This window comes from Streptomyces sp. NPDC056734, assembly GCF_042790455.1.
Lineage (GTDB): Bacteria > Actinomycetota > Actinomycetes > Streptomycetales > Streptomycetaceae > Streptomyces.
Genome location: NZ_JBHTZD010000023.1, coordinates 14,331 through 36,423 on the forward strand (window position 1 = coordinate 14,331; position 22,093 = coordinate 36,423).

Annotated in this window: 15 protein-coding genes; 10 read left to right on the forward strand and 5 right to left on the reverse strand. The window is 71.1% G+C overall.

Translation table 11 applies throughout. From position 1 onward, the window contains the following. Positions 1-288: 288 nt before the first annotated feature. The gene (locus ACFRFC_RS29970) at positions 289-2,241 is read right to left on the reverse strand and encodes an amino acid transporter (protein WP_382690998.1); all 1,953 of its coding nucleotides are present in this window, start codon (positions 2,239-2,241) and stop codon (positions 289-291) included. A 695-nt stretch (positions 2,242-2,936) separates the two neighbouring features. Here ACFRFC_RS29970 and ACFRFC_RS29975 point away from each other — a divergent pair. Further along, positions 2,937-5,441, forward strand: coding sequence for an ATP-binding protein (locus tag ACFRFC_RS29975; RefSeq protein WP_382691001.1), 2,505 nt, complete (start codon positions 2,937-2,939; stop codon positions 5,439-5,441). A gap of 109 nt (positions 5,442-5,550) precedes the next feature. Here ACFRFC_RS29975 and ACFRFC_RS29980 read toward each other — a convergent pair whose 3' ends face one another. After that, on the reverse strand, positions 5,551-6,108 hold the full coding sequence (locus ACFRFC_RS29980) for a hypothetical protein (protein WP_382691004.1): 558 nt from the start codon (positions 6,106-6,108) through the stop codon (positions 5,551-5,553). A 322-nt stretch (positions 6,109-6,430) separates the two neighbouring features. Between ACFRFC_RS29980 and ACFRFC_RS29985 the strand changes: the two genes are divergently transcribed. From ACFRFC_RS29985 to ACFRFC_RS30020, 8 genes are all read left to right on the forward strand, one after another. Further along, on the forward strand, positions 6,431-8,272 hold the full coding sequence (locus tag ACFRFC_RS29985; RefSeq protein ID WP_382691006.1) for an APC family permease: 1,842 nt from the start codon (positions 6,431-6,433) through the stop codon (positions 8,270-8,272). Positions 8,273-8,485: 213 nt separating this feature from the next. Continuing rightward, positions 8,486-8,623: a hypothetical protein gene (locus ACFRFC_RS29990; RefSeq protein ID WP_382691009.1), complete on the forward strand. Its 138-nt coding sequence runs from the start codon at positions 8,486-8,488 to the stop codon at positions 8,621-8,623. Beyond that, complete coding sequence (gene kdpF, locus ACFRFC_RS29995; RefSeq protein WP_037659531.1) at positions 8,620-8,709, forward strand: K(+)-transporting ATPase subunit F; 90 nt, start codon at positions 8,620-8,622, stop codon at positions 8,707-8,709. The genes ACFRFC_RS29990 and kdpF overlap by 4 nt, the downstream gene beginning before the upstream one ends. A gap of 6 nt (positions 8,710-8,715) precedes the next feature. Next, positions 8,716-10,380 (forward strand): potassium-transporting ATPase subunit KdpA, encoded by a 1,665-nt coding sequence (gene kdpA / locus ACFRFC_RS30000; RefSeq protein ID WP_382691012.1) that lies wholly within the window; start codon positions 8,716-8,718, stop codon positions 10,378-10,380. A gap of 173 nt (positions 10,381-10,553) precedes the next feature. Continuing rightward, the gene (gene kdpB, locus ACFRFC_RS30005) at positions 10,554-12,650 is read left to right on the forward strand and encodes a potassium-transporting ATPase subunit KdpB (RefSeq protein WP_382691015.1); all 2,097 of its coding nucleotides are present in this window, start codon (positions 10,554-10,556) and stop codon (positions 12,648-12,650) included. Positions 12,651-12,674: 24 nt separating this feature from the next. Continuing rightward, positions 12,675-13,343: a potassium-transporting ATPase subunit C gene (locus ACFRFC_RS30010; protein WP_382691018.1), complete on the forward strand. Its 669-nt coding sequence runs from the start codon at positions 12,675-12,677 to the stop codon at positions 13,341-13,343. Between the two features lie 284 nt (positions 13,344-13,627). Then, positions 13,628-14,311, forward strand: coding sequence for a response regulator (locus tag ACFRFC_RS30015; protein WP_382691021.1), 684 nt, complete (start codon positions 13,628-13,630; stop codon positions 14,309-14,311). A 2-nt stretch (positions 14,312-14,313) separates the two neighbouring features. Further along, the gene (locus tag ACFRFC_RS30020; protein WP_382691025.1) at positions 14,314-16,908 is read left to right on the forward strand and encodes a DUF4118 domain-containing protein; all 2,595 of its coding nucleotides are present in this window, start codon (positions 14,314-14,316) and stop codon (positions 16,906-16,908) included. A 200-nt stretch (positions 16,909-17,108) separates the two neighbouring features. On the opposite strand, the gene ACFRFC_RS30025 is transcribed toward ACFRFC_RS30020, so the two are convergent. The 3 genes from ACFRFC_RS30025 to ACFRFC_RS30035 form a co-directional block, all read right to left on the reverse strand. Continuing rightward, a complete protein-coding gene (locus tag ACFRFC_RS30025; protein ID WP_382691028.1) occupies positions 17,109-17,720 on the reverse strand; it encodes a universal stress protein in 612 nt (203 codons plus the stop codon). Positions 17,721-18,111: 391 nt separating this feature from the next. After that, complete coding sequence (locus ACFRFC_RS30030; RefSeq protein ID WP_382691031.1) at positions 18,112-18,306, reverse strand: DUF5999 family protein; 195 nt, start codon at positions 18,304-18,306, stop codon at positions 18,112-18,114. A gap of 511 nt (positions 18,307-18,817) precedes the next feature. Beyond that, positions 18,818-19,402, reverse strand: a complete 585-nt coding sequence (locus tag ACFRFC_RS30035; RefSeq protein ID WP_382691033.1) for a hypothetical protein — start codon at positions 19,400-19,402, stop codon at positions 18,818-18,820. Between the two features lie 577 nt (positions 19,403-19,979). Between ACFRFC_RS30035 and ACFRFC_RS30040 the strand changes: the two genes are divergently transcribed. Then, on the forward strand, positions 19,980-21,497 hold the full coding sequence (locus tag ACFRFC_RS30040) for a glutamate--cysteine ligase (RefSeq protein ID WP_382691036.1): 1,518 nt from the start codon (positions 19,980-19,982) through the stop codon (positions 21,495-21,497). Positions 21,498-22,093: the final 596 nt, after the last annotated feature.

The window sequence follows — 22,093 nt, forward strand, 5'->3', positions numbered from 1 at the left end:
GAGTGCTGAGTGCTGAGTGCTGAGTGCTGAGTGCTGAGTGCTGAGTGCTGAGTGCTGAGTGCGGCTGGCTGGGGTTGGGTTGTTCGTGCCCTGGTCCTACGGTGATGAGGGCTTCGCGTCGTTCGGCGCGGGGCCCTCACCCGTTCGGGGGGTGGTGGGGGTGAGGGCTTCCCCTTCGCTATGACGCGATATAGCGTTAGTGGTGGAAGGGGGTCCGGGGTGAGGGCTTTGGGAGTGATGCTGGGGCGGGTGGGTCGACTGTCGGGCCGAGTGGGCTGAAGTCGGGGGTCAGGCTGTGTGGACCTTTGGGCGGCGGTCGCGGTTCGGTTCGGCCTCGCGGAGGACCTCTCGGGTGACGGGGGCTACCTCGCCCTGGCCGAAGAGGAAGAAGCGCAGGAAGTTGGCGAACGGGTTGCCTTCGGTCCACTCGAAGTAGATGTGCGGGGTGCGGCCGGTCGTGTCGCGGATGTGCAGGAGCAGCGCGGCCAGGGCGTTGGAGACGGAGGAGGACTCCAGGGTCAGGACGCGGTAGCGCTTGTGGAGAACTTCGCCGTGCACTGTGAGGGCGGCCTCGAACTCGGACGGGTCGGTGACCGTCACCTCGACGAAGACGAAGTCCTCCGGGCCCGTCACATCGTTGTCCGCGCGGATCTGCTCGATCTTGTCGCGGTACTCGGCGAGGTCGCGCCGGTCGGGTTCATTGGCGATCAGCCGGATCTTGCGGCTGGCGATGTCCCTGACGAAGCGCTCCGCCATCGGGTCGAGGGTCACATTGATCACGCGTAGCTCGAAGGCACGCGTCAGCCGGGAGACAAAGGAAAGGATCATGATGCCCGCGATGAAGCAGGCGCCGATCTTCACACCGTCCGGGCGCTCGATGATGTTCAGAACGGTCGTGTAGAGGAACACCACCGCGATCACGGTGAAACCGATGAACCATCGCCGCTGGCCCGCCCGGTGGGCAGCGATGGTGACGGCGATCGCGGCCGAGCTGATCAGCACCAGGACACCGGTGGCGTAGGCGCCGCCCTGGGCGTCGACGCTGGCGTTGAAGATCCAGGTCACCAGGAAGGCGACCAGGGTGAAGATGATGACCATGGGGCGGACGGCGCCCGCCCAGTGCGGGGCCATCCCGTAGCGGGGGAGGTAGCGCGGCATGAGATTGAGCAGACCGGCCATGGCGGAGGCGCCGGCGAACCAGAGGATGAGGATGGTGGAGATGTCGTAGACGGTGCCGAAGGTGTTGCCCAGGTAGGCGTGCGCCAGATAGGCGAGTGCGCGGCCGTTGGCCTGGCCGCCTGGCTGGAACTCCGGGGCGGGGATCAGCAGCGTGGTGATGAAGCTGGTGGTGATCAGGAAGCAGCTCATGATCACGGCGGCTGTGGTGAGAAGTTTCTTGGTGTCCCGGATCCGGCCGGTGGGGATCTCCTCGGTGTCGCCGGGGTCGCCCTTCACATGCGGCATCACCGCCACGCCGGTCTCGAAGCCCGACAGGCCCAGGGCGAGTTTGGGGAACACGATCAGGGCCACACCGATCATCACGAAGACATTGCCGTGCTCGGCGGTGAGGGCTGTCACCCAGTCCGTCACCACATGGCCCTCCGTGATCACATGCCACAGACCACTGACCACCACGACCGCGTTGAGAGTGAGGTAGACACCGACGAGAACGAAGGCGACACCGATCGCCTCCAGGAAGCCCTTGAGGAACACCGCGCCCAGCAGGGCGATCAGGATCAGGGTGATCAGCATCTGCTGGTCGTGCAGGGCGCTGTTCAGGTGCGGGTTCTCGATCAGATGGGTGGAGGCGTCGGCGGCGGACAGGGTGATGGTGATCAGGAAGTCCGTCGCGGCGAAGCCGAGCAGGGTGAGGACGAAGAGCTTGCCCTTCCAGAACGACAGCAGACGCTCCAGCATCGCGATCGAGCCCTGGCCGTGCGGGCTCTCCTCGGCCACCCGCCGGTAGACGGGCAGGGCGCCCCCGAGGGTGACGAGAACCAGCACGATGGTCGCGATGGGGGACAGCAGGCCGGCCGCGAGGGCGGCGATGCCGGGCTGGTAGCCGAGGGTCGAGAAGTAGTCGACGCCGGTCAGGCACATCACGCGGTACCAGGGGCGGCCCTCGTCCTGGGCCTCCGACGGGTCGCCGGACCGTTGGTTGCCGCCCTTGCCCAGGTCGGACAGGCCCTTCAGCAGCCACGTGTGCAATCTGCCGGGTGGCGGGTGCTGGGTGGCGGCCATCGGCGTGCTCCTGAGGTGGGGCGGCGGGCGTTTTCGGCCATCACGCGGACAGTGACCTCAGCGTAGGCGGAGCGTGATGCCTCGGCCTCGGGGTGGTGGGGGTGGGGTGGTCGGGGTGGGGTGTCCCGCGCTGTTTGGGAGGGGGTAAGGGGCGGGGCGGCACGTGTTGGTGAGTGGGTCGGTGTGGGGCTTGTTGGGCGGGTGGTACGGCCAGGCGCTCGGGTTGTGCGCGGGGGAGGAGTGGTGTTGGGGGCGGGGTGTGCTGGTTGGGCCGGATGGGGGAGGTGGGGCGAGCGTGGCGGGGACCGGCGAGGGACGACGGGGTCGGGCGTAGGCGGTGCGGCGGGAGTGGTCGGCGCGCGTGCTGTGGGTGGTGGGGGAGTTGGGGGGCGTGTCTCGGTCGGTGGGGAAGGCGCCGGGCGGTGCCTCAGGCGGCCGTGCGTGGACTTTGGGTCGGGCGTCGGAGGGATGTGGGTGTCTCCGGGGAGCGCGGCTTGCGGTGCGGTGCGGTGCGGCGTTGTGCGGTGCGCCGTTGTGCGGTGGGTGTGGGGCGGGGTCGGCGGGGGGTGGGGGAGGAGCTGGGGGTTGTGGGGCTCGTCGTTGTCGTCAAGGTGATGTCAACGTCCTCGTGGGTGGCGCCAGTAACGCGTCAAGAGGGCTGCCGGGTGGGCTGGGCGGCGGTTGATTGAGAGGTGATGGACGACGTACGGCGTGGACGACTGAAGGTCTATCTCGGGGCCGCTCCCGGGGTCGGCAAGACCTGTCGCATGCTCGACGAGGCGCGGCGCAGGGCGGAGCGGGGCGCGGACGTGGTGGTGGGGTTCGCCGAGTGTCATGGGCGGACGGTCACCGAGGGGAAGCTCGACGGGCTGGAGGTTCTGGGGAGGGTCCGGTGTGGGGAGGGGGAGGAGATGGATCTCGCGGGGGTGCTCGCGCGGGCGCCGGGGGTTGTCGTTGTGGATGACCTGGCGCATGGCAATGGGTCGGGCGCTCGCAAGGCCCAGCGGTGGCAGGACGTCGAGGTGTTGCTCGATGCCGGGATCGATGTGATCTCCGCTGTCAATGTGCAGCATCTCGACTCGCTCAAGGACGTGGTGGAGAAGATCACCGGGGTGCCGCAGGACGAGACGGTTCCCGATGAGGTGGTGCGGCGGGCGGCGGAGGTGGAGCTGGTGGACGTTCCGCCGGAGCGGTTGCGGCGGCGGTTGGCGCATGGGGACATCTGTCCGCCGGAGCGGATCGACGCCGCGCTCGCCAGCTACTTCCGGCCCGGCAATCTGACCGCGCTGCGGCAGCTCGCGCTGCTGTGGACGGCCGACCGGGTGGACGAGGGGCTCCAGCGCTACCGGGCCGAGCATGCGATAGGCGGGGTGTGGGAGACCAGGGAGCGGGTCGTGGTGGCGCTGACCGGCGGGCCCGAGGGGGACACGCTCATCCGGCGGGCCGCCCGGATCGCGGACCGTTCGGCGGGGGGCGCGCTGCTCGCCGTACATGTGGCGCGCAGTGACGGGCTCGCGGTGGGGGTGTCGCATGCCTCGCTGGTCCGGCAGCGGCGGCTGGTGGAGGACCTCGGGGGGAGTTATCACTCGGTGGTGGGCCATGACGTGGCGCGGGCGCTGGTGGAGTTCGCGCGCGCGGAGAACGCCACTCAGCTCGTGCTCGGCTCCAGTCGGCGTGGGCGCCTGGAGCGGTTCGTGACCGGGCTCGGTACCGGGGAGCGGGTCGTGGCGCTGTCCGGGGACATCGATGTCCATCAGGTCACCCACGAGCGGGCCGGGCGCGGCACCCTGCCGCCGTCGCGGCGCCGGACGCTGTCCCGGGCCCGGATGATCGCCGGGCCGGTCGCGGGGCTGGTGCTGCCGGTACTGCTGACGCTGGTGCTGGACCAGCTCCGGGGCACGTTCAATCTCACCAGCGAGGCGCTGCTGTTCCTGCTCGCGGTGGTGGGCGTGGCCTGCATAGGGGGTGTGGTCTCGGCGGTGATCGCGTCCGTCACCGCGTCGCTGCTGCTCAACTACTGGTTCATCCCGCCCATCGGGCACTTCACGCTCGCCGGCACCGACGCGCTGTTGGCGCTCGCGGTGTTCGCGCTGGTCGCGGCCACCGTCGCGGGGGTGGTCGACCGTTCGCTGCGGCTGTCGCGGCGGGCCGCGCGGGCCACCGCCGAGGCGGAGACGATGTCGTCGCTGGCCGGGAGCATCGTGCGCGGCGGGCAGACGATACCGGCGCTGCTCGAACGGACCAGAGAGACCTTCGCGGTGGCGTCCGTGGAACTGGTCGACGAGGTGGCGGGCGCCGACGGGGCCACCGTCGTCCCGGCCGGGCCCGGCGGCTTCCTCGTGCTGCGCGGGGGCGCGCTGTCGTCGTCCGAGCGGCTGGTGCTGGCCGCGTTCGCCGCGCATGTCGGGTCCGCTGTCGAACGGGCGCGGCTGGCGCAGGTTGCCGCCGAAGTGGAGCCGGTCAGGGCCGCCGACCGGATGCGCACGGCCCTGCTCCGGGCGGTCGGGCACGATCTGCGGACCCCGCTCGCGGCGGGCTGGGCGGCGGTCACCTCGCTGCGCAGCCGGGAGGTGCGGTGGAGCGACGAGGACCGTGACGAACTCCTCGCCACCGCCGATGAGTCCATGGCCAAGCTGAACCGGCTGGTGGAGAACCTGCTCGACCTCAGCCGGCTGGAGGCGGGGGTGCTCAAGCTGAAGCTGCGGCCCACCGCGCTGGAGGAGGTGCTTCCCGCCGCCCTCGCGGACACGCCCTCGGTCGAGGTGAAGGACGTCGAAGCGGTGCCCGAGGTGCTGGTCGATCCGCCGCTGCTGGAGCGGGTGCTCGCCAACCTCGCCGCCAACGCGGCCCGGCACAGTCCGCCGGGCCGGAAGGTGCTGGTGACGGCGAGTGTGCTGGCGGGGCGGGTCGAGCTGCGGGTCGTGGATCGTGGGCCGGGGCTTCCGGTGGGTGGGCGGGAGCGGCTGTTCGAGCCGTTCCAGCGGTTCGGGGACACCGACAACACGACCGGGCTCGGGCTCGGGCTGGCCCTCGCCCGGGGACTGACGGAGGCAATGAACGGCACGCTCACGCCGGAGGACACGCCGGGTGGGGGATTGACGATGGTGGTGTCGTTGCCGTTGGCGGAGCGGGGAGAGCGGGCGGAGGCCGGTGGGGGCGCGGAGGTGGCCGCGCCGGGCGGGGTGTTCGGGGGAAGGTGAGGGTGAGGGCGGCCATTTGAGGGAGGGGGAGGGGGAGGGAGGGCGCGGACATTCGGGTGAGAGTGAGGGTGAGGGCAGGCTCAGGGGGCGGTGGGTCAGGGGCAGATCGTCAGTCCAGGTCCGACACCCTGAACACCGTCCGAGCCGTCTCCTCCTCGATCCGTGCCGAGGCGCGCCGCAGCGCCGTCCGCCCGCACCGCAGCACGCCCGCCGCCTCCGAGCGACGGGCGCCCGTGTCGAGCAGGTACCACAGCGCGGGGTTGGCGATCAGGACCCGGGGGTCGAGTTCGAGGCGGTTGCCGAGGGCGTCGCGCAGGATGAGGCGTCGGGCGATGCCGTCGCGGCAGCGGACGGACACCAGCAGGTCGGTGTGGATCCGGTGGGTGTCCAGCAGGGTGCGGGAGGCGAGCCAGCCGTCGCCGGCCGAGATCCGGGCCGGGAGCAGCACTGCGAACAGCAGGGCCGCCAGCCCGGCCCAGAGCAGTGCCCGTCCGGCGTCGAGTGTGCCGGCCAGCCCGTCGGTGACCAGGAGCAGGGCGAGGAGTGCGGCGGAGCAGCGGACCGCGCCGTGCAGATCCCGGCGCCAGCGGCGGTCGTGGACCACCGGGCCGGTGGGCTGTGCGGGCACCCTAGGCCGTTCGCGACGCGCGTCGTTGCGGTGTCCCATACGGCCGACGTTAGGGACCGCGGGGCCGGGTGCCGGACCGCTTGACGGCACTCTGACGGGCTCCGCCCGCTTCTTGACGCCGTGGCAGCGCACCGCTGTGGCCGCCCACCGCAGCCAAACCATCCCGCCCCCACCACACCCCCCGTCAAGACGCCGTCAGGTTCCGCCCCTCTCGCGCGAAGAACGCGCAAGGGGCGCTCGGCAGTCGGCGGATCCGGTCACACCCTGGGTGCACCCGCGTGCGCCGAGTACGTCCTGAGGACGCCCTGAGGACGTCCAGGAGTACGCGGCTCTCCGTACCGTACGAAGGAGCACCCACCCCATGTCCGTACTGACCGCCGCACCGGGCGCCGCCTCCACCGGGGAGGAACCGCCCGATACCGGTGAGCGGCACCGCCTCACCGCCGTCACGGGCCTTGCCGCGCTGTCGCTGGACGCCATGGCGTCGGTGGCGTACGGGCCCGAGGCGATCGTGCTGGTGCTGGCCGCCGCCGGGGCGCACGGCCTCGGATTCACGCTGCCGGTGACGCTGGCCATCGCCGGACTGCTGGCGGTGCTGGTCGCCTCGTACCGGCAGGTGATCGCCGCCTTCCCGGACGGCGGGGGCTCGTACGCCGTCGCCAAGCGGCATCTGGGGGCGCGGACCAGTCTGGTCGCCGCCGGGTCGCTCGTCCTGGACTATGTGCTGAATGTGGCCGTCGCCGTGACCGCCGGGGTGGCCGCCCTGACCTCCGCCTTCCCCTCCCTCTACGCCGACCGGCTGTGGCTGTGCCTGGCCGTGCTGGTGCTGATCACCGGAGTGAATCTGCGCGGGATCGTGGACTCGGCGCGGGCGTTCATCGTGCCGACGGCGGTGTTCGTCGGGTCGATCCTCGTGCTGATCGGGGTCGGGCTGTTCCGCTCGGCGCCGGTGAGCACCGAAGCGGCGGCCGGGCACGCCTCCGTACTGTCGGACAACGCCACCACGGTCGGCGCGCTGCTCCTGCTGAAGGCATTCGCCTCCGGCTGTTCCGCGCTGACCGGCGTCGAGGCCATCGCCAACGCCGTGCCGTCCTTCAAGGTGCCGCGCGCCAAGCGGGCGCAGCGCGCGGAGGTCGCCCTCGGCGCGGTGCTGGGCGTCATGCTGATCGGGCTGTCGGTGCTGATCTCGAGGTTCGGCCTCCAGCCGGTCGAGGGCGTCACCGTCCTCGCCCAGCTCGCGGACGCCTCGCTCGGTCACAACTGGGCCTTCTACGTCGTCCAGTTCGCGACGATGATCCTGCTGGCGCTCTCCGCCAACACCTCCTTCGGCGGGCTGCCCGTGCTGCTGAAGCTGCTGGCCCGCGACAACTATCTCCCGCATGTCTTCGCCCTCAAGGCCGACCGGCAGGTGCACCGGCACGGGGTGCTCGCCCTCGCGCTGGTGTCCGCCGCGCTGCTGGTGTTCTCCGGCGGTGACACCAACACCCTCGTACCGCTGTTCGCCATCGGGGTCTTCGTCGGCTTCACCATCGCGCAGGTCGGCATGGTCCGGCACTGGCGGCTGGAGCGCGGCCCCGGCCGGCACGGCAAGGCGCTGCTCAACGGGTTCGGCGGCGCGCTGACCGGCCTCGCGGCCGTGGTCGTCACCGCGACCAAGTTCGACGAGGGCGCCTGGCTCGTCGTGATCGCGCTGCCGCTGCTGGTGCTGGCCTTCGAGACCGTGCACCGGGCGTACACCCGGATCGGCGAGCGGCTGGGCCTCGGACGGATCCCCGAGGCCCCGCACCGGGACCGCTCGATCGTCGTCGTGCCGGTGTCCACGCTGTCCCGGCTGACCTGCGAGGCGCTCACCGCGGCCCGCTCGCTCGGCGACGAGGTCCGCGCGGTCACCGTCTGCTACCCGGACGCGGAGGACCGGGCCCAGCAGTACGCCCTGGAGCGCGCCTGGGCCGACTGGGACCCCGGCGTGCCCCTGGTCCGGCTGAGCAGCGAGCGGCGCGCGTTGGGCCGCCCGATCGCCGGGTACGTCCGCGAACTGGCCGCGTCGGCGCCCGGTACCCGGGTGACCGTGCTGATCGCGGAGACCGAGCCGGAGCGGCTGTGGCAGCGGCTGCTCCAGAACCAGCGGGGCGCGGTCGTCGCCCACGCGGTACGGCGGGACACCGACGCGGTGATCTGCCGGTTGCGGTTCCGGCTGACCTGACGCCCGGTTGACTACCGTGAGCGTCATGTGCCGTTCTGTGCTGTTATATACCGATCTGTGGCGGCGGGCTCCTGAAAGGGCGCCGTCGGCCGGGCCGCCGTAAGAGTCCCGTCAAAGCGGTGCGGGGCACCGTATGGGACCCGTCAACGGCGGTCGGAACCGGCCAAAGGGGCGGTTTCCTCGAACCGTTCATGGACCCTCCATGGACCCTCCATGAACCGTCGAACTGTCCTCGTCCCACTCGAACCTCGACTCCAGGAGTTCACGATGGCCGATGTGGCCTTCGTCGTCGCCACGATCGCGCTCTTCGCGCTGGTGGCTCTCGTCGCCAAGGGGGTGACCAAGCTGTGACCGCCGAAAACATCGTCGGCCTCATCGTGGCCGTCGCCCTGCTGGGCTATCTCGTCCTCGCCCTGATCTTCCCGGAGAGGTTCTAGCCGCACATGGGTCCCGTACTCGCCGGCGTCCTCCAGCTGGTAGCGCTCATCGGCGCGCTCGCCGTGGTCTACATCCCGCTCGGCAACTACATCGCCAAGGTCTACTCCTCCGACCGGCATCTGCGGGTCGAGAAATGGATCTACAAGGGCATCGGCGCCAACCCCGACACCGAGATGCGGTGGCCCGCGTACCTGCGCGGCGTCCTTGCCTTCTCCGCCGCCGGTGTCCTCTTCCTCTACCTCCTCCAGCGGCTCCAGGGCGTGCTGCCCGGCTCGCTCGGCTTCTCCTCCATCGACCCGGACCAGGCGTTCAACACCGCCGTGTCCTTCGTGACGAACACCAACTGGCAGTCGTACTACGGCGAACAGGCCATGGGCCCGGTCGTGCAGACCGGCGGCCTCGCGGTGCAGAACTTCGTCTCCGCCGCCGTCGGCATGGCCGTCGCCGTCGCCCTGGTGCGCGGCTTCGCCCGGTCCCGCACCGGGGATCTGGGCAACTTCTGGGCCGACCTGGTGCGTGGCACCGTACGCATCCTGGTGCCGCTGTCGTTCATCGGCGCGGTCGTGCTGGTGGCCTGCGGCGCCATCCAGAACTTCTCCGGGATCCACGAGGTCGGCCAGTTCATGGGCGGCTCGCAGGAGTGGAACGGCGGCGCGGTCGCCTCGCAGGAGGCCATCAAGGAGCTGGGCACGAACGGCGGCGGCTACTTCAATGCCAACAGCGCCCACCCGTTCGAGAACCCGACGCCGTTCACCAACCTGTTCGAGATCTTCCTGATACTGGTCATCCCGTTCGCCATGACCCGCGCCTTCGGCGTGATGGTCGGCTCGGTCAAGCAGGGTTACGCGATCCTCGCCGCCATGGCCACCATCTGGCTCGGCTTCGTCGCCCTGATGATGTGGACCGAGTTCCACCACAGCGGCACGGCCTTCCAGATCGCGGGCGGCGCCTACGAGGGCAAGGAGGTCCGGTTCGGCGTCGGCGGCTCGGCGATCTTCGGCGTGTCGACCACCCTCACCTCGACCGGCGCGGTGGACGCCTTCCTGTCCTCCTTCACCGGCCTCGGCGGCGGCATCGCCCTGCTCGGCATGATGCTCGGCGAGATCGCGCCCGGCGGGGTCGGCTCCGGCCTCTACGGCATGCTGATCATGGCGATCATCGCGGTGTTCATCGCCGGTCTGATGGTCGGCCGCACCCCCGAGTACCTCGGCAAGAAGATCGGCACCCGCGAGATCAAGTTCGCCGCCTGCTACATCCTGATCACCCCGGCCCTGGTGCTGGTCCTCACCGCCTTCGCGATGGCCCTGCCCACCCCGGGCAACTCGATGACCAACAGCGGCGCGCACGGCTTCTCCGAGATCCTGTACGCCTACACCTCCGCCGCCAACAACAACGGCTCGGCCTTCGCCGGACTGAACGCGGACACCCAGTGGTTCAACAGCACCCTCGGCGTGGCCATGCTGCTCGGCAGATTCCTGCCGATGGTGTTCATCCTGGCCCTGGCCGGCTCGCTCGCCGAACAGAAACCGGTCCCGGAGACCGCCGGCACCCTGCGCACCGACAAACCGATGTACTCCGGGCTGCTGGTCGGCACGATCATCATCATCACCGGCCTGACCTACTTCCCGGCGCTCGCGCTGGGCCCGCTGGCCGAGGGGCTGTCCGGATGAACGCGCCCATACACCGGCCGCGGCGACCGGAGCCGTCAGAGCCGCCAAAGGCGTCAGAGGCGTCAGAGGCGTCAGCGAAGTCAGAGCCGTCGGCGAAGTCGGCGCAGCCAGCGACGGCAGCGGCGGCAGCGAAGTCCGCGCAGTCAGGAACGCACCTCCAACAAGGGGCCCCGATGTCCACCACCACCCCGACCCGGGCGCCGCACAGTGATGTGCCCACCGGGCGCAAGTCCGCCGAGGGCCGTGTCGGCGCGGGCCTCTTCGACCCCAGGCAACTGCTCAAGTCACTGCCGGACGCGCTGCGCAAGCTCGACCCGCGGGTGATGATCAAGTCGCCCGTGATGTTCGTGGTGTGGGTCGGCTCGCTGCTGACCACGGTCTTCTCCTTCACCGACCCCGGCGACTGGTTCGGCTGGACCATCAGCGCCTGGCTCTGGCTGACCGTCATCTTCGCCAACCTGGCGGAGGCGGTCGCCGAGGGCCGCGGCAAGGCGCAGGCCGACACCCTGCGCAAGGCCAAGACCGACACCGTCGCCCGGCGGCTGACCGCCGACCGCGAGGAGCAGGTGCCCGGCACCGACCTCAGGATCGGTGACCAGGTGGTGTGCGAGGCCGGGGACATCATCCCCGGCGACGGCGATGTCATCGAGGGCGTCGCCTCGGTCGACGAGTCCGCCATCACCGGCGAGTCGGCGCCGGTCATCCGGGAGTCCGGCGGCGACCGCAGCGCGGTCACCGGCGGCACCAAGGTGCTCTCCGACCGGATCGTCATCAAGATCACCACCAAGCCCGGTGAGACCTTCATCGACCGGATGATCAGCCTGGTCGAGGGCGCTGCCCGGCAGAAGACGCCCAACGAGATCGCGCTGAACATCCTGCTCGCCTCGCTGACCATCGTCTTCCTGCTGGCCGTCGCCACCCTGCCGCCGCTCGCGGACTACGCGGGCACCAACCTGTCCATGGTCGTGCTGGTCGCCCTGCTGGTCTGTCTCATCCCGACCACCATCGGCGCCCTGCTCTCCGCGATCGGCATCGCCGGCATGGACCGGCTGGTGCAGCGCAATGTGCTCGCCATGTCGGGCCGCGCGGTCGAGGCCGCCGGAGATGTCTCCACGCTGCTGCTGGACAAGACCGGCACCATCACCCTCGGCAACCGCCAGGCCGCCGAGTTCGTCCCCGTCCCCGGCACCACCGCCGCCGAACTCGCCGACGCCGCCCAGCTCTCCTCGCTGGCCGACGAGACGCCCGAGGGCCGCTCGATCGTCGTCCTCGCCAAGGAGAAGTACGGGCTGCGCGAACGCCACCAGGGCGAGCTGGCCCAGGCCGAGTGGATCGCGTTCACCGCCCAGACCCGGATGTCCGGCGTCGACGTGGACGACCGCAAGGTCCGCAAGGGCGCGACAAGTTCCGTCCTCGCCTGGGTGCGGGAGCGCGGCGGCGAGGCCGCCGAGGAGGCCGACCGGATCGCGGGCGAGATCTCCGGAGCGGGCGGCACCCCGCTGCTCGTCGCCCTCCAGGACGGCGACGGCGCCCGGGTCCTGGGGGTCATCCACCTCAAGGACGTGGTCAAGGAGGGCATGCGGGAGCGGTTCCAGGAACTGCGCCACATGGGCATCAGGACCATCATGATCACCGGCGACAACCCGCTCACCGCGAAGGCCATCGCCCAGGAGGCCGGTGTCGACGACTTCCTCGCCGAGGCCACCCCCGAGGACAAGATGGCCCTCATCAAGCGGGAGCAGGCGGGCGGCAAGCTGGTCGCGATGACCGGCGACGGCACCAACGACGCCCCGGCCCTCGCCCAGGCGGACGTCGGCGTCGCCATGAACACCGGTACGTCGGCCGCCAAAGAGGCCGGCAACATGGTCGACCTCGACTCCAACCCGACCAAGCTCATCGAGATCGTGGAGATCGGCAAGCAGCTCCTCATCACCCGCGGCGCGCTCACCACGTTCTCCATCGCCAACGACGTCGCGAAGTACTTCGCGATCATCCCGGCGCTGTTCGCGGCCGTCTATCCGGGCCTGGACAAGCTCAACATCATGCAGTTGTCCTCGCCGGACTCCGCGATCCTGTCGGCCGTCGTCTTCAACGCGCTGATCATCATCGCGCTGGTGCCGCTGTCCCTGCGGGGCGTGCAGTACCGGCCGGTCAGCGCCGACAAGATGCTCCGGCGCAACCTCGGGATCTACGGGCTCGGCGGGCTGATCGCGCCCTTCATCGGCATCAAGCTCATCGACCTGCTCCTCTCCCTCATCCCCGGGCTGTGACCCCTTGAAGGCGTGCTGATCACCATGAACATCTCCGTATCGAACACCGTCCGGTTGTTCGGGGCGGGCCTGCGCGCCCTCCTCGTCCTGACGCTGGTGACCGGCGTCATCTATCCGCTGGTCGTCACCGGCGTCGCCCAGGGCCTGTTCAGCGACCAGGCCAACGGCTCCGAGGTCACGGCGGACGGAAAGGTCGTCGGCTCCTCCCTCATCGGGCAGGCGTACAACCTGCCGCTGGCGGAGGGCCAGGAGACCCCGGCGCCGGACCTGATGTGGTTCCAGGGCCGCCCGCAGAACGGCCTGGGCACCAACAGCGTCAACACCCAGTACCAGCTCATCCTCTCCGGCGCCACCAACCGCTCCGGCGACAACCCCGAGCTGATCCAGTGGGTGGAGGACGCCAAGGCCGCCGTCATCAAGGACAACTCCGTCCCCGGCTACACCGTCAAGCCCTCCGAGGTGCCCGCCGACGCGGTGACCTCCTCCGGCTCCGGTCTGGACCCGGACATTTCCCCGCAGTACGCGGACCTCCAGGTCCACCGGGTCGCCGAGCGCAACGGCCTGTCCGTCTCGGAGGTGCAGCGACTCGTCGACGAGCACACCGAGGGCCGCACCCTCGGCTTCATCGGCGAGCCGCGCGTCAATGTCCTCGAACTCAACATCGCGCTCAAGGACCTGGTGGCGGGGGGCTGAGCCCGGATCCGGCATGGCGGCGTCCAGCGCCCGGCACGGGAGCCGGCGGCCCGGGAACCCCCTGGGCCCGTCGGCTCCCGCGGCCATGCGCACAGCTCCACGGACCTCCGCAGATCACGGACCACGCGCGGCCTTCCGTAAGACACCGACAGCCGTAGACCGACAGCTGCAAGACCGACAGCCGTAAGACACCGACAGCCGTGGACCGACAGCTGTTAGACACCGACAGCCCTGAGACACCGACAACCGCACTCCCTCCCGTACGACACGAAAGGCGCACGCCCATGACTCGCGTGCTGGTGGTGGAGGACGACCCGCAGCTCGTCCGGGCCCTCGTGATCAATATGCAGGCGCGGCAGTACGGCGTGGACGCCGCCGCCGACGGAGTCACCGCGCTGCGGCTGGCGGCGGCCCGCCAGCCGGACGTGGTGATGCTGGACCTGGGGCTGCCCGACATGGACGGCGTCGAGGTGATCCGGGCGCTGCGCGGCTGGAGCCGGGTGCCGATCCTGGTGCTGTCGGCGCGGCAGGCGTCCGACGAGAAGGTGGCCGCCCTTGACGCCGGGGCGGACGACTACGTCACCAAGCCGTTCAGCATGGACGAGCTGATGGCCCGGCTGCGGGCCGCCGTCCGCCGTACCGAGGAGCCCGCGCAGGTCCCCGGCGCCACCGTGGTCACCACCCCGGACTTCACCATCGACCTGGTCGCCAAGCGGGCGGTCCGCCACGGACAGGACATCCGGCTCACCCCGACCGAATGGCATCTGCTGGAGATCCTGGTGACCCACCCGGGCCGGCTGGTCAGCCAGAAGTACCTCCTCCAGGAGGTGTGGGGCATGTCCCGGCGCAACAAGAGCAATTACCTGCGGGTCTACATGGCCCAGCTGCGACGCAAACTGGAGACCGACCCCTCCCATCCTCGTTATCTCGTCACCGAACCCGGCATGGGTTACCGCTTCGAAGGATGAACATGGCACGCGGCAAGCTGCGGATCTATCTCGGCGCCGCTCCGGGCGTCGGCAAGACGTACGCGATGCTGTCGGAGGCTCATCGGCGCATCGAGCGGGGCACGGACTGTGTGGTCGCCTTCGTGGAGCATCACAACCGGCCCCGTACGGAGGTGATGCTGCACGGCCTGGAGCAGATCCCGCGCCGTGACCTGGAGTACCGGGGCACCACCTTCACCGAGATGGATGTCGACGCCGTCCTGGCCCGCCGTCCCAAGGTCGCCCTCGTCGACGAACTGCCCCACACCAACATCCCGGGCTCCCGCAACGCCAAGCGCTGGCAGGATGTGGAGGAGCTGCTCGCGGCGGGGATCGACGTCGTCTCGACGGCCAACATCCAGCATCTGGAGTCGCTGGGTGATGTGGTGGAGTCGATCACGGGGGTGCGGCAGCAGGAGACGGTGCCGGACGAGGTGGTGCGGCGGGCGGATCAGATAGAGCTGGTCGACATGTCGCCGGAGGCGCTCCGGCGTCGTATGGCGCACGGGAACATCTACAAGTCGGACAAGGTCGACGCGGCGCTGTCGAACTACTTCCGGCCGGGGAACCTGACGGCGCTGCGGGAGCTGGCGTTGCTGTGGGTGGCGGACCGGGTGGACGAGTATCTGACCGAGTACCGCAGTGAGCACCGGGTGTCGAAGATCTGGGGTTCGCGGGAGCGGATCGTGGTCGGGCTGACCGGCGGTCCGGAGGGGCGGACGCTGATCCGGCGGGCCGCGCGGCTCGCCGAGAAGGGCGCGGGCGGTGAGGTCCTCGCCGTCTACATCTCGCGCAGCGACGGCCTCTCCTCGGGGTCCCCCAAGGAACTCGCCGTCCAGCGCACCCTGGTCGAGGATCTCGGCGGCACCTTCCACCACGTCGTCGGCGACGACGTCCCGGCCGCCCTGCTCGATTTCGCGCGGGGCGTCAACGCCACCCAGATCGTGCTCGGCGTCTCCCGCCGCAAGACCTGGCAGTACGCCTTCGGACCCGGCGTCGGCGCGACCGTGGCCCGCGAGTCCGGACCCGACCTCGACGTCCATCTGATCACCCACGACGAGGCCGGAAAGGGACGCGGGCTGCCGGTCGCCCGGGGTGCCCGGCTCGGGCGGGGCCGGATCATCTGGGGCTGGGTCGTCGGGGTGCTCGGCCCGGTGCTGCTGACCGCGCTGATGGACGGGTTCGCCCCCGATGTCGGCCTCGCCAACGACATGCTGCTGTTCCTCACCTTCACGGTCGCGGCGGCGCTGCTCGGCGGGCTGGTGCCGGCGCTGGCGTCGGCCGTGGTGGGGTCGCTGCTGCTCAACTGGTTCTTCACCCCGCCCGTGCACACCCTGACCATCGCCGACCCGAAGAACATCGTCGCCATCGCGATCTTCATCGGTGTCGCCGTGTCGGTCGCCTCGGTCGTGGACCTCGCCGCCCGCCGCACCCACCAGGCCGCCCGGCTGCGGGCCGAGTCGGAGATACTCTCCTTCCTCGCCGGGGACGTGCTGCGCGGCGAGACCAGCCTGGAGGCGCTGCTGGAGCGGGTCCGTGAGACCTTCGGGATGGAATCCGTGGCGCTGCTGGAGCGGGAGAGCGAGGTCACGCCCTGGACCCGCGCGGGCAGCGTCGGCCCGCACCCGTGCCGGTGCCCCGAGGACGCCGACGTGGACGTGCCCATCGGCGACACCATGACCCTCGCGCTGACCGGCCGGGTGCTGCCCGCCGAGGACCGCCGGGTGCTCGCCGCGTTCGCCGCCCAGTCCGCCGTCGTGCTCGACCGGCGGCGGCTGCGCGAGGAGGCCGACCAGGCCCGGACGCTGGCCGAGGGCAACCGGATCCGTACGGCGCTGCTGGCCGCCGTCAGCCATGATCTGCGGACCCCGCTCGCCGGGATCAAGGCGGCCGTGTCGTCGCTGCGCTCGGACGACGTGGCCTGGTCGGAGGCGGACCGGGCGGAGCTGCTGGAGGCCATCGAGGAGGGCGCCGACCGGCTCGATCTGCTGGTGGGCAATCTGCTCGACATGTCCCGGCTCCAGACCGGCACGGTCACCCCGATCGTGCGGGAGATCGACCTGGACGAGGTGGTGCCGATGGCGCTCGGCGGGGTGCCCGAGGACAGCGTGGAGCTGGACATCCCCGAGACGCTGCCGATGGTCGTGGTCGACAAGGGGCTCCTGGAACGGGTGGTCGCCAACGTGGTCGAGAACGCGGTGAAGTACAGCGCCGGCGAGCCCGTGACGGTCTCCGCGAGCGCGCTGGGCGAGCGGGTGGAGGTGCGGATCGTGGACCGGGGGCCCGGCGTCCCGGACGACGCCAAGGAACGGATCTTCGAGCCGTTCCAGCGCCACGGGGACGCTCCGCGCGGTGCCGGGGTCGGCCTCGGCCTCGCGGTGGCCCGCGGCTTCGCCGAGGCGATGAGCGGCACACTGACGGCGGAGGACACGCCCGGGGGCGGCCTGACGATGGTCCTGAGCCTGAAGCGGGCGCCGGGGCGGCGGCGGGAGGAATTGGGGGAATTGGGGGAAACGGGGGAGTCGGGGGAGCCCGAAGAACCGGGGGAGCCGGAGGCGCGGGCCGCGGTGCTGTCGTAGCGGAGTCCGGAGGGGTGGTGCCGGAGTCCGGGAGGTCGTGGCGAAGTCTGGCCGGGGGCCGGGAGGCGACGCCGTGGCGAGGTCGGGGCGGTGTGCCGTGCCCGGCGTGCGGTGCCTGGTCCGCGGTGCCTGATGTGCCGCGCCCGGCGTGCGGTGCCTGCTGTCCCGCGCCCGGCGTGCGGTGCCTGGTGGCCGTGCCGTTACGAGGATTGCCGCCGGTCCGGGTCCAGGCTGCGGCTCGGGTCCGGCGGCGCCCCCTCGGTGAACCGCCTCGCGTCCAGCCGCAGCCGCCAGGTGTTGCGGCGGTGCACGGCCGCCAGTTCCGCCTCCAGGGGCGAGGGCGGTACCGCGAGGACCGGGCAGCCGGCGTGGCCCAGGCAGTAGCGGCTGACCGAGCGGGAGAAGGCGCGGTGCCAGGGGCTGCGCCGGCCGGCGCCGACGACCAGCACGTCGTCCTCGCGGTCGGCGGCGTGGACGAGGGCGATGCCGGGGAGGCCACGGGCGACCGTCGCGTGCAGGGGGACGCCGGGACCGCGGTCGCCGAACGCGTCGGCGAGGATGTCCAGCAGGCGCCGGGCCGCCAGTCGCCGCCACTCGTCGAGCAGGACACAGGGGGCGGGGTTGCGGCCCGCGCCCAGTTCACCGCCGGGCGGTTCCCAGGCCAGCAGCGGCCACAGTTCCGCGTCCCGGCGGCGGGCCTCGTCGGCCGCTCGGTACAGGGCCGTGAGACTGCCGAGGGAGCCGCTGACCCCCACCACGACCCGCGGGGCATCCGGGGCGCCCGTGGCACCCGCCGCGCTCGGACCGGACATCGCTCCACCGTTCGTACGACACGGCGATGGGTCCCGTGCCCACGGCCGGGCCCTGAACAGGGCCGATCCCATCTCACCTCCGCGGCGGCCCGGGATGAAGCCCGCGAGCGGCTTCTTGGCGTGGCCCTAGCGGCTTTTGGCGGACTTCTAGCGGCTGTCGGCGCGCTGCGGGCGGCCGGGTACGGGTGGCGGACGGCGGCGCTCGCGGCCGGGGGCGCGGCCTACGGCGGTGGTGGCGGTGGTGGCGGCGCCCGGGGTGTGCGCAGCGTGGCCCGCACGGCCGACTACGTGGGGTGACGGTCCCTGGATACGCGTCGGGGCCGGTTCGCGGTTGGTCCGCGGTCCGGCCCCAGTGGTCCCCGGGCGGAGGTGTCCGGCCGCCCGCTCCGGCTCAGGCCGCCGTCACCACCAGGGGGCGGTGCGGGGCGATGATCTGGCCGTCCGGCAGAAGCTCACCGGTGTCCTCGAAGAGCAGCACTCCGTTGCACAGCAGGCTCCAGCCCTGCTCCGGGTGGTGCGCCATGAGGCGGGCGGAGTCCCGGTCGGTGGAGTCGGCCGAGGGGCACGGTGGTGTGTGCTGACACATGGGTGGGATCTTTCGCTCTGGCGTGAGATGAGTAGTGGTCGGCGTGTCTGTCCCGCGGCTCGAAGCGTCGTTCATGGCCGCCCCCCGTTGTGATAGTCGGTCGGAATCCAGTGTTGCCCCACGGACGTCGATCCGCAGGTATTTCACAGCACCGCTTCTCACAGGTTCAGGACGCATCACCCGGCCGGACGGTTCAGTTCAACGGCATTGCCCTTTCGGGTGGTTCGGGCTGGCCGGAAGGGGCTAGTCCGGTCGGCTCACCGGGGGGTAGGGGCTCGAACGAGCGATCATTCGCACGTACGAGCCCATAACGTGCCGTACCCCGCGGCCGGGTTGCGGCGGCGGGGTACGAAGGGGCGCTGCGGCTCTTGAGTTTCCGGTGCGGCGGGCGGGCCCGGATGTCCGGTCCGGCGGACCAGTCGGCGTTTCTGGTCCGGCAGACCGGCCGGTGTTTCCGGTCCGGCAGACCGGCCGGGTGTTTCCGGTCCGGCGGATGAGCCGGTGTTTCCGGTCAGGCGGGTGAGCCCAGCAGGGGGATCGGGGTGGCCCGGTGGGTCAGTACCGGGAGCAACTCGGCGACCCGGTGCGGACGGTGGGCCGCGATGCCGGGCGGGGCGGGGGCCAGCGGGACCAGCAGATCGGCGGCCGCGGGATGACCCGCCGCCGCGTCGGCGGCGTGGTCGCCGTGCAGCCACAGGGTGAGCATGTACAGGCTGGGCACGGACAGCAGGCGGGGCTGGTACGGGCCCGGGAGGGCCTCGGCCTGGCGCAGCGCGAGTTCGGTGGAGGCGATGTAGGGGCCCTCGAAGAAGTGCGAGAAGGTCCAGCCGTCGGCGGTCAGCCGGGTCTCGGCGGCGGCCACGGCACGGCCCCCGCTGTGGATCAGGAAGCGCCAGCCGGCCAGCCGGGTGGTGAAGACCCCTTCGGCCGTCACCGGGTCAAGGACATGGACGGGCAGCGGGAGTTCGGCGGTGACGGATCCCTCGGCGGTGCGCAGGGCGGGCGTGCGGGCCTCGCGGACCGCGGTGGGGGAACCGAGGGCCGCGAGGACGGTGCGCAGAGCGGGTGCGGGAGCCGGCGGGACATGCAGCGGCATGGTGGGTCGCCTCTCATTCGACAGGCAGGGTGGCGTGAGGGCGGGGGCGGACGACGCTGTCTGCTCACGAGGCACGGAAGGCGGGGACCGGGGCGCCCGGGAGAGGGGGAACGGGTGGGAACCCGTGCGTGGGAAAGTGACGGCGTGATCCCGGGGACTGCCGGCGCCGGCCTTCAGCCTTGTTCGCGGAGCTTATACGCCAGATGTTCGGATGGTGTTTCGTCTAGCCGTTTCCGGGCACCGGAACAAGGGCGGTTCCAGTCATTGTTTCAGGGTGAAACATCCCGGTTTCTCCGTGGCGGTACGGCGCTGACCTCGGGATGTGTTCGTACTGTGGTGGGCCGATTGTCGTCGGCGTTTTTCACGAGTTCGAGGAGGCCGGGAACCGCATATGCCGCTTGCCCGGGGAATGTGCCTCCGGACAGACGCGGCCGACCGGACCAGAGTAGCGGGCGCGGGGCCCGCCGCGCGGCGTTATGGATCGTCCGGGCTGGGCATCATCCACCCTGACATCCACCCGGACCCAGGACGCCGGAGGCGGTGGGTCGGGCCCGCCCATTCGAGGAGGGACACTTCGATGGGGGAGAAGGTCGTGGCAGGCGGGATCGACCTGTCCGATCGGCAGAGCTACCGGGACAAGCTCCGGCGCTGCCTGACCGGCCTGGATCGGCTGCTCGCGGAGCGGCGGTTCGACCGGCCCAAGAACCTGATGGGGCTGGAGATCGAATTGAATCTGGTCGGTGCCGACGGCCTGCCCAGAATGCTGAACGCGCAAGTTCTGGAACGGATCGCTAGCCATGATTTCCAAACAGAACTCGCCATGTTCAATCTGGAAGTCAACATCGCCCCCCACCGGTTGAGCGGCCGGGTATTCGACCGGCTCGCCGAGGAAGTCCGTACGTCGCTGGCGTACGCCCATCGCAAAGCCGTCGAGGTCGATGCCGGAATCGTGATGATCGGGATTCTGCCGACCCTGGACCGGGATCATCTGGTCTCCTCCAATCTCTCCGAGGTGGACCGTTACACCCTGCTGAACGATCAGATCGTGGCCGCCCGTGGCGAGGACTTCACCCTCGACATCGACGGCGTCGAGCACCTGGTGTGCACCTCCCGGTCCATCGCGCCCGAGGCCGCCTGTACCTCCGTACAACTGCACCTCCAGGTCACTCCGGCCCGGTTCGCCGATGTGTGGAACGCGGCGCAGGTCGCCTCCGCCGCGCAGATCGCCGTCGGCGCCAACTCGCCGTTCCTGTTCGGCCGTGAGCTGTGGCGCGAATCCCGGCCGCCGCTGTTCCAGCAGTCCACCGACACCCGGCCGCCCGAACTCCAGGCCCAGGGCGTACGGCCGCGCACCTGGTTCGGCGAACGCTGGATCACCTCGGCGTACGACCTGTTCGAGGAGAACCTCCGCTACTTCCCGGCCCTGCTGCCCATCTGCGACGACGAGGACCCGCTGGCGGTACTGGACGCGGACGGCACGCCCGCGCTCTCCGAACTCGTCCTGCACAACGGCACGGTCTACCGCTGGAACCGGCCGGTGTACGGGGTCGCCGACGGTGTCCCGCACCTGCGCGTCGAGAACCGCGTCCTGCCCGCCGGGCCCACCGTCACCGACGTCCTCGCCAACGCCGCCTTCTACTACGGGCTGGTCCGCGCCCTCGCCGAGGAGTCCCGGCCGGTGTGGACCCGGCTGCCCTTCGCGGCGGCGGCCGAGAACTTCGACGCCGCCTGCCGCCACGGCATCGAGGCCCGCTTCCGCTGGCCGCGGCGCGGCCGGTACGGGGGGACGGCCGAGGTCGAGGCGACCACCCTGGTCCGGGACGAACTGCTGCCGCTCGCCGCCGCCGGGCTGGACGCCTGGGGCATCGAGCCCGCCGACCGCGATCTCTACCTCGGTGTCATCGAGGAGCGCTGCCGCCGCCGGGTCAACGGGGCGTCCTGGCAGGTCGCGACCTTCCACCGGGCCCTGGAGAGCGGACTGTCCCGCGACGCGGCCCTGGCCGCGACGACCCGCCGCTACTGCGAGCTGACCCGCCCCGGGGATCCGGTCCACACCTGGCCGGTGGGCTTGCCGGAGGCGGTGGCGCTGGGTTGACGGGGCCTGAGCGGGTGGGCTGGCCGCCGGTGCGGGTGCGGGTGCCGGTGCCCCGGTGTTGCTGGGCTGGTCGGGCCGGGGTTGTCGGGTTGACCTGTGGGGGTCCGGGCCGGTGTTGGAGCCGTTGGCGGGTCCTGTGTCGGTGGGCTGCTGAGCCGAAGTGGTTGGGCTGGCCGGGTTGGAGTGGGTGGGCTGGCCGCGGGGCCCGGGCCCGTGCCGCCGGGCTGGCCGGGCCGAAGCTGTCGGGTTGACCTGCCGGAGTCCGTGCCGGTGCCGGTGTCGCTGCGCTGGCCGGGGTGGTTGGGCTGACGGCCGGAGCCCGAGTCGGTGCCGGTGCCGGTGTTGCTGGGCTGGTCGGGCCGGGGTTGTCGGGTTGGCCTGTGGGGGTCCGGGCTGGTGTTGGAGCCGTTGGCGGGTTCTGGGTCGGTGGGCTGGCCGGGTTGAAGTGGTTGGGCTGGCCGCCGGGGCCCGGGGCTATGCCGGCGGGCTGGTCGGGCCGGGGTTGTCGGGTTGACCTGCCGGAGTCCGTGCCGGTGTCGGCGTCGCTGCGCTGGCCGGGGTGGTTGGGCTGACGGCCGGAGCCCGAGTCGGTGCCG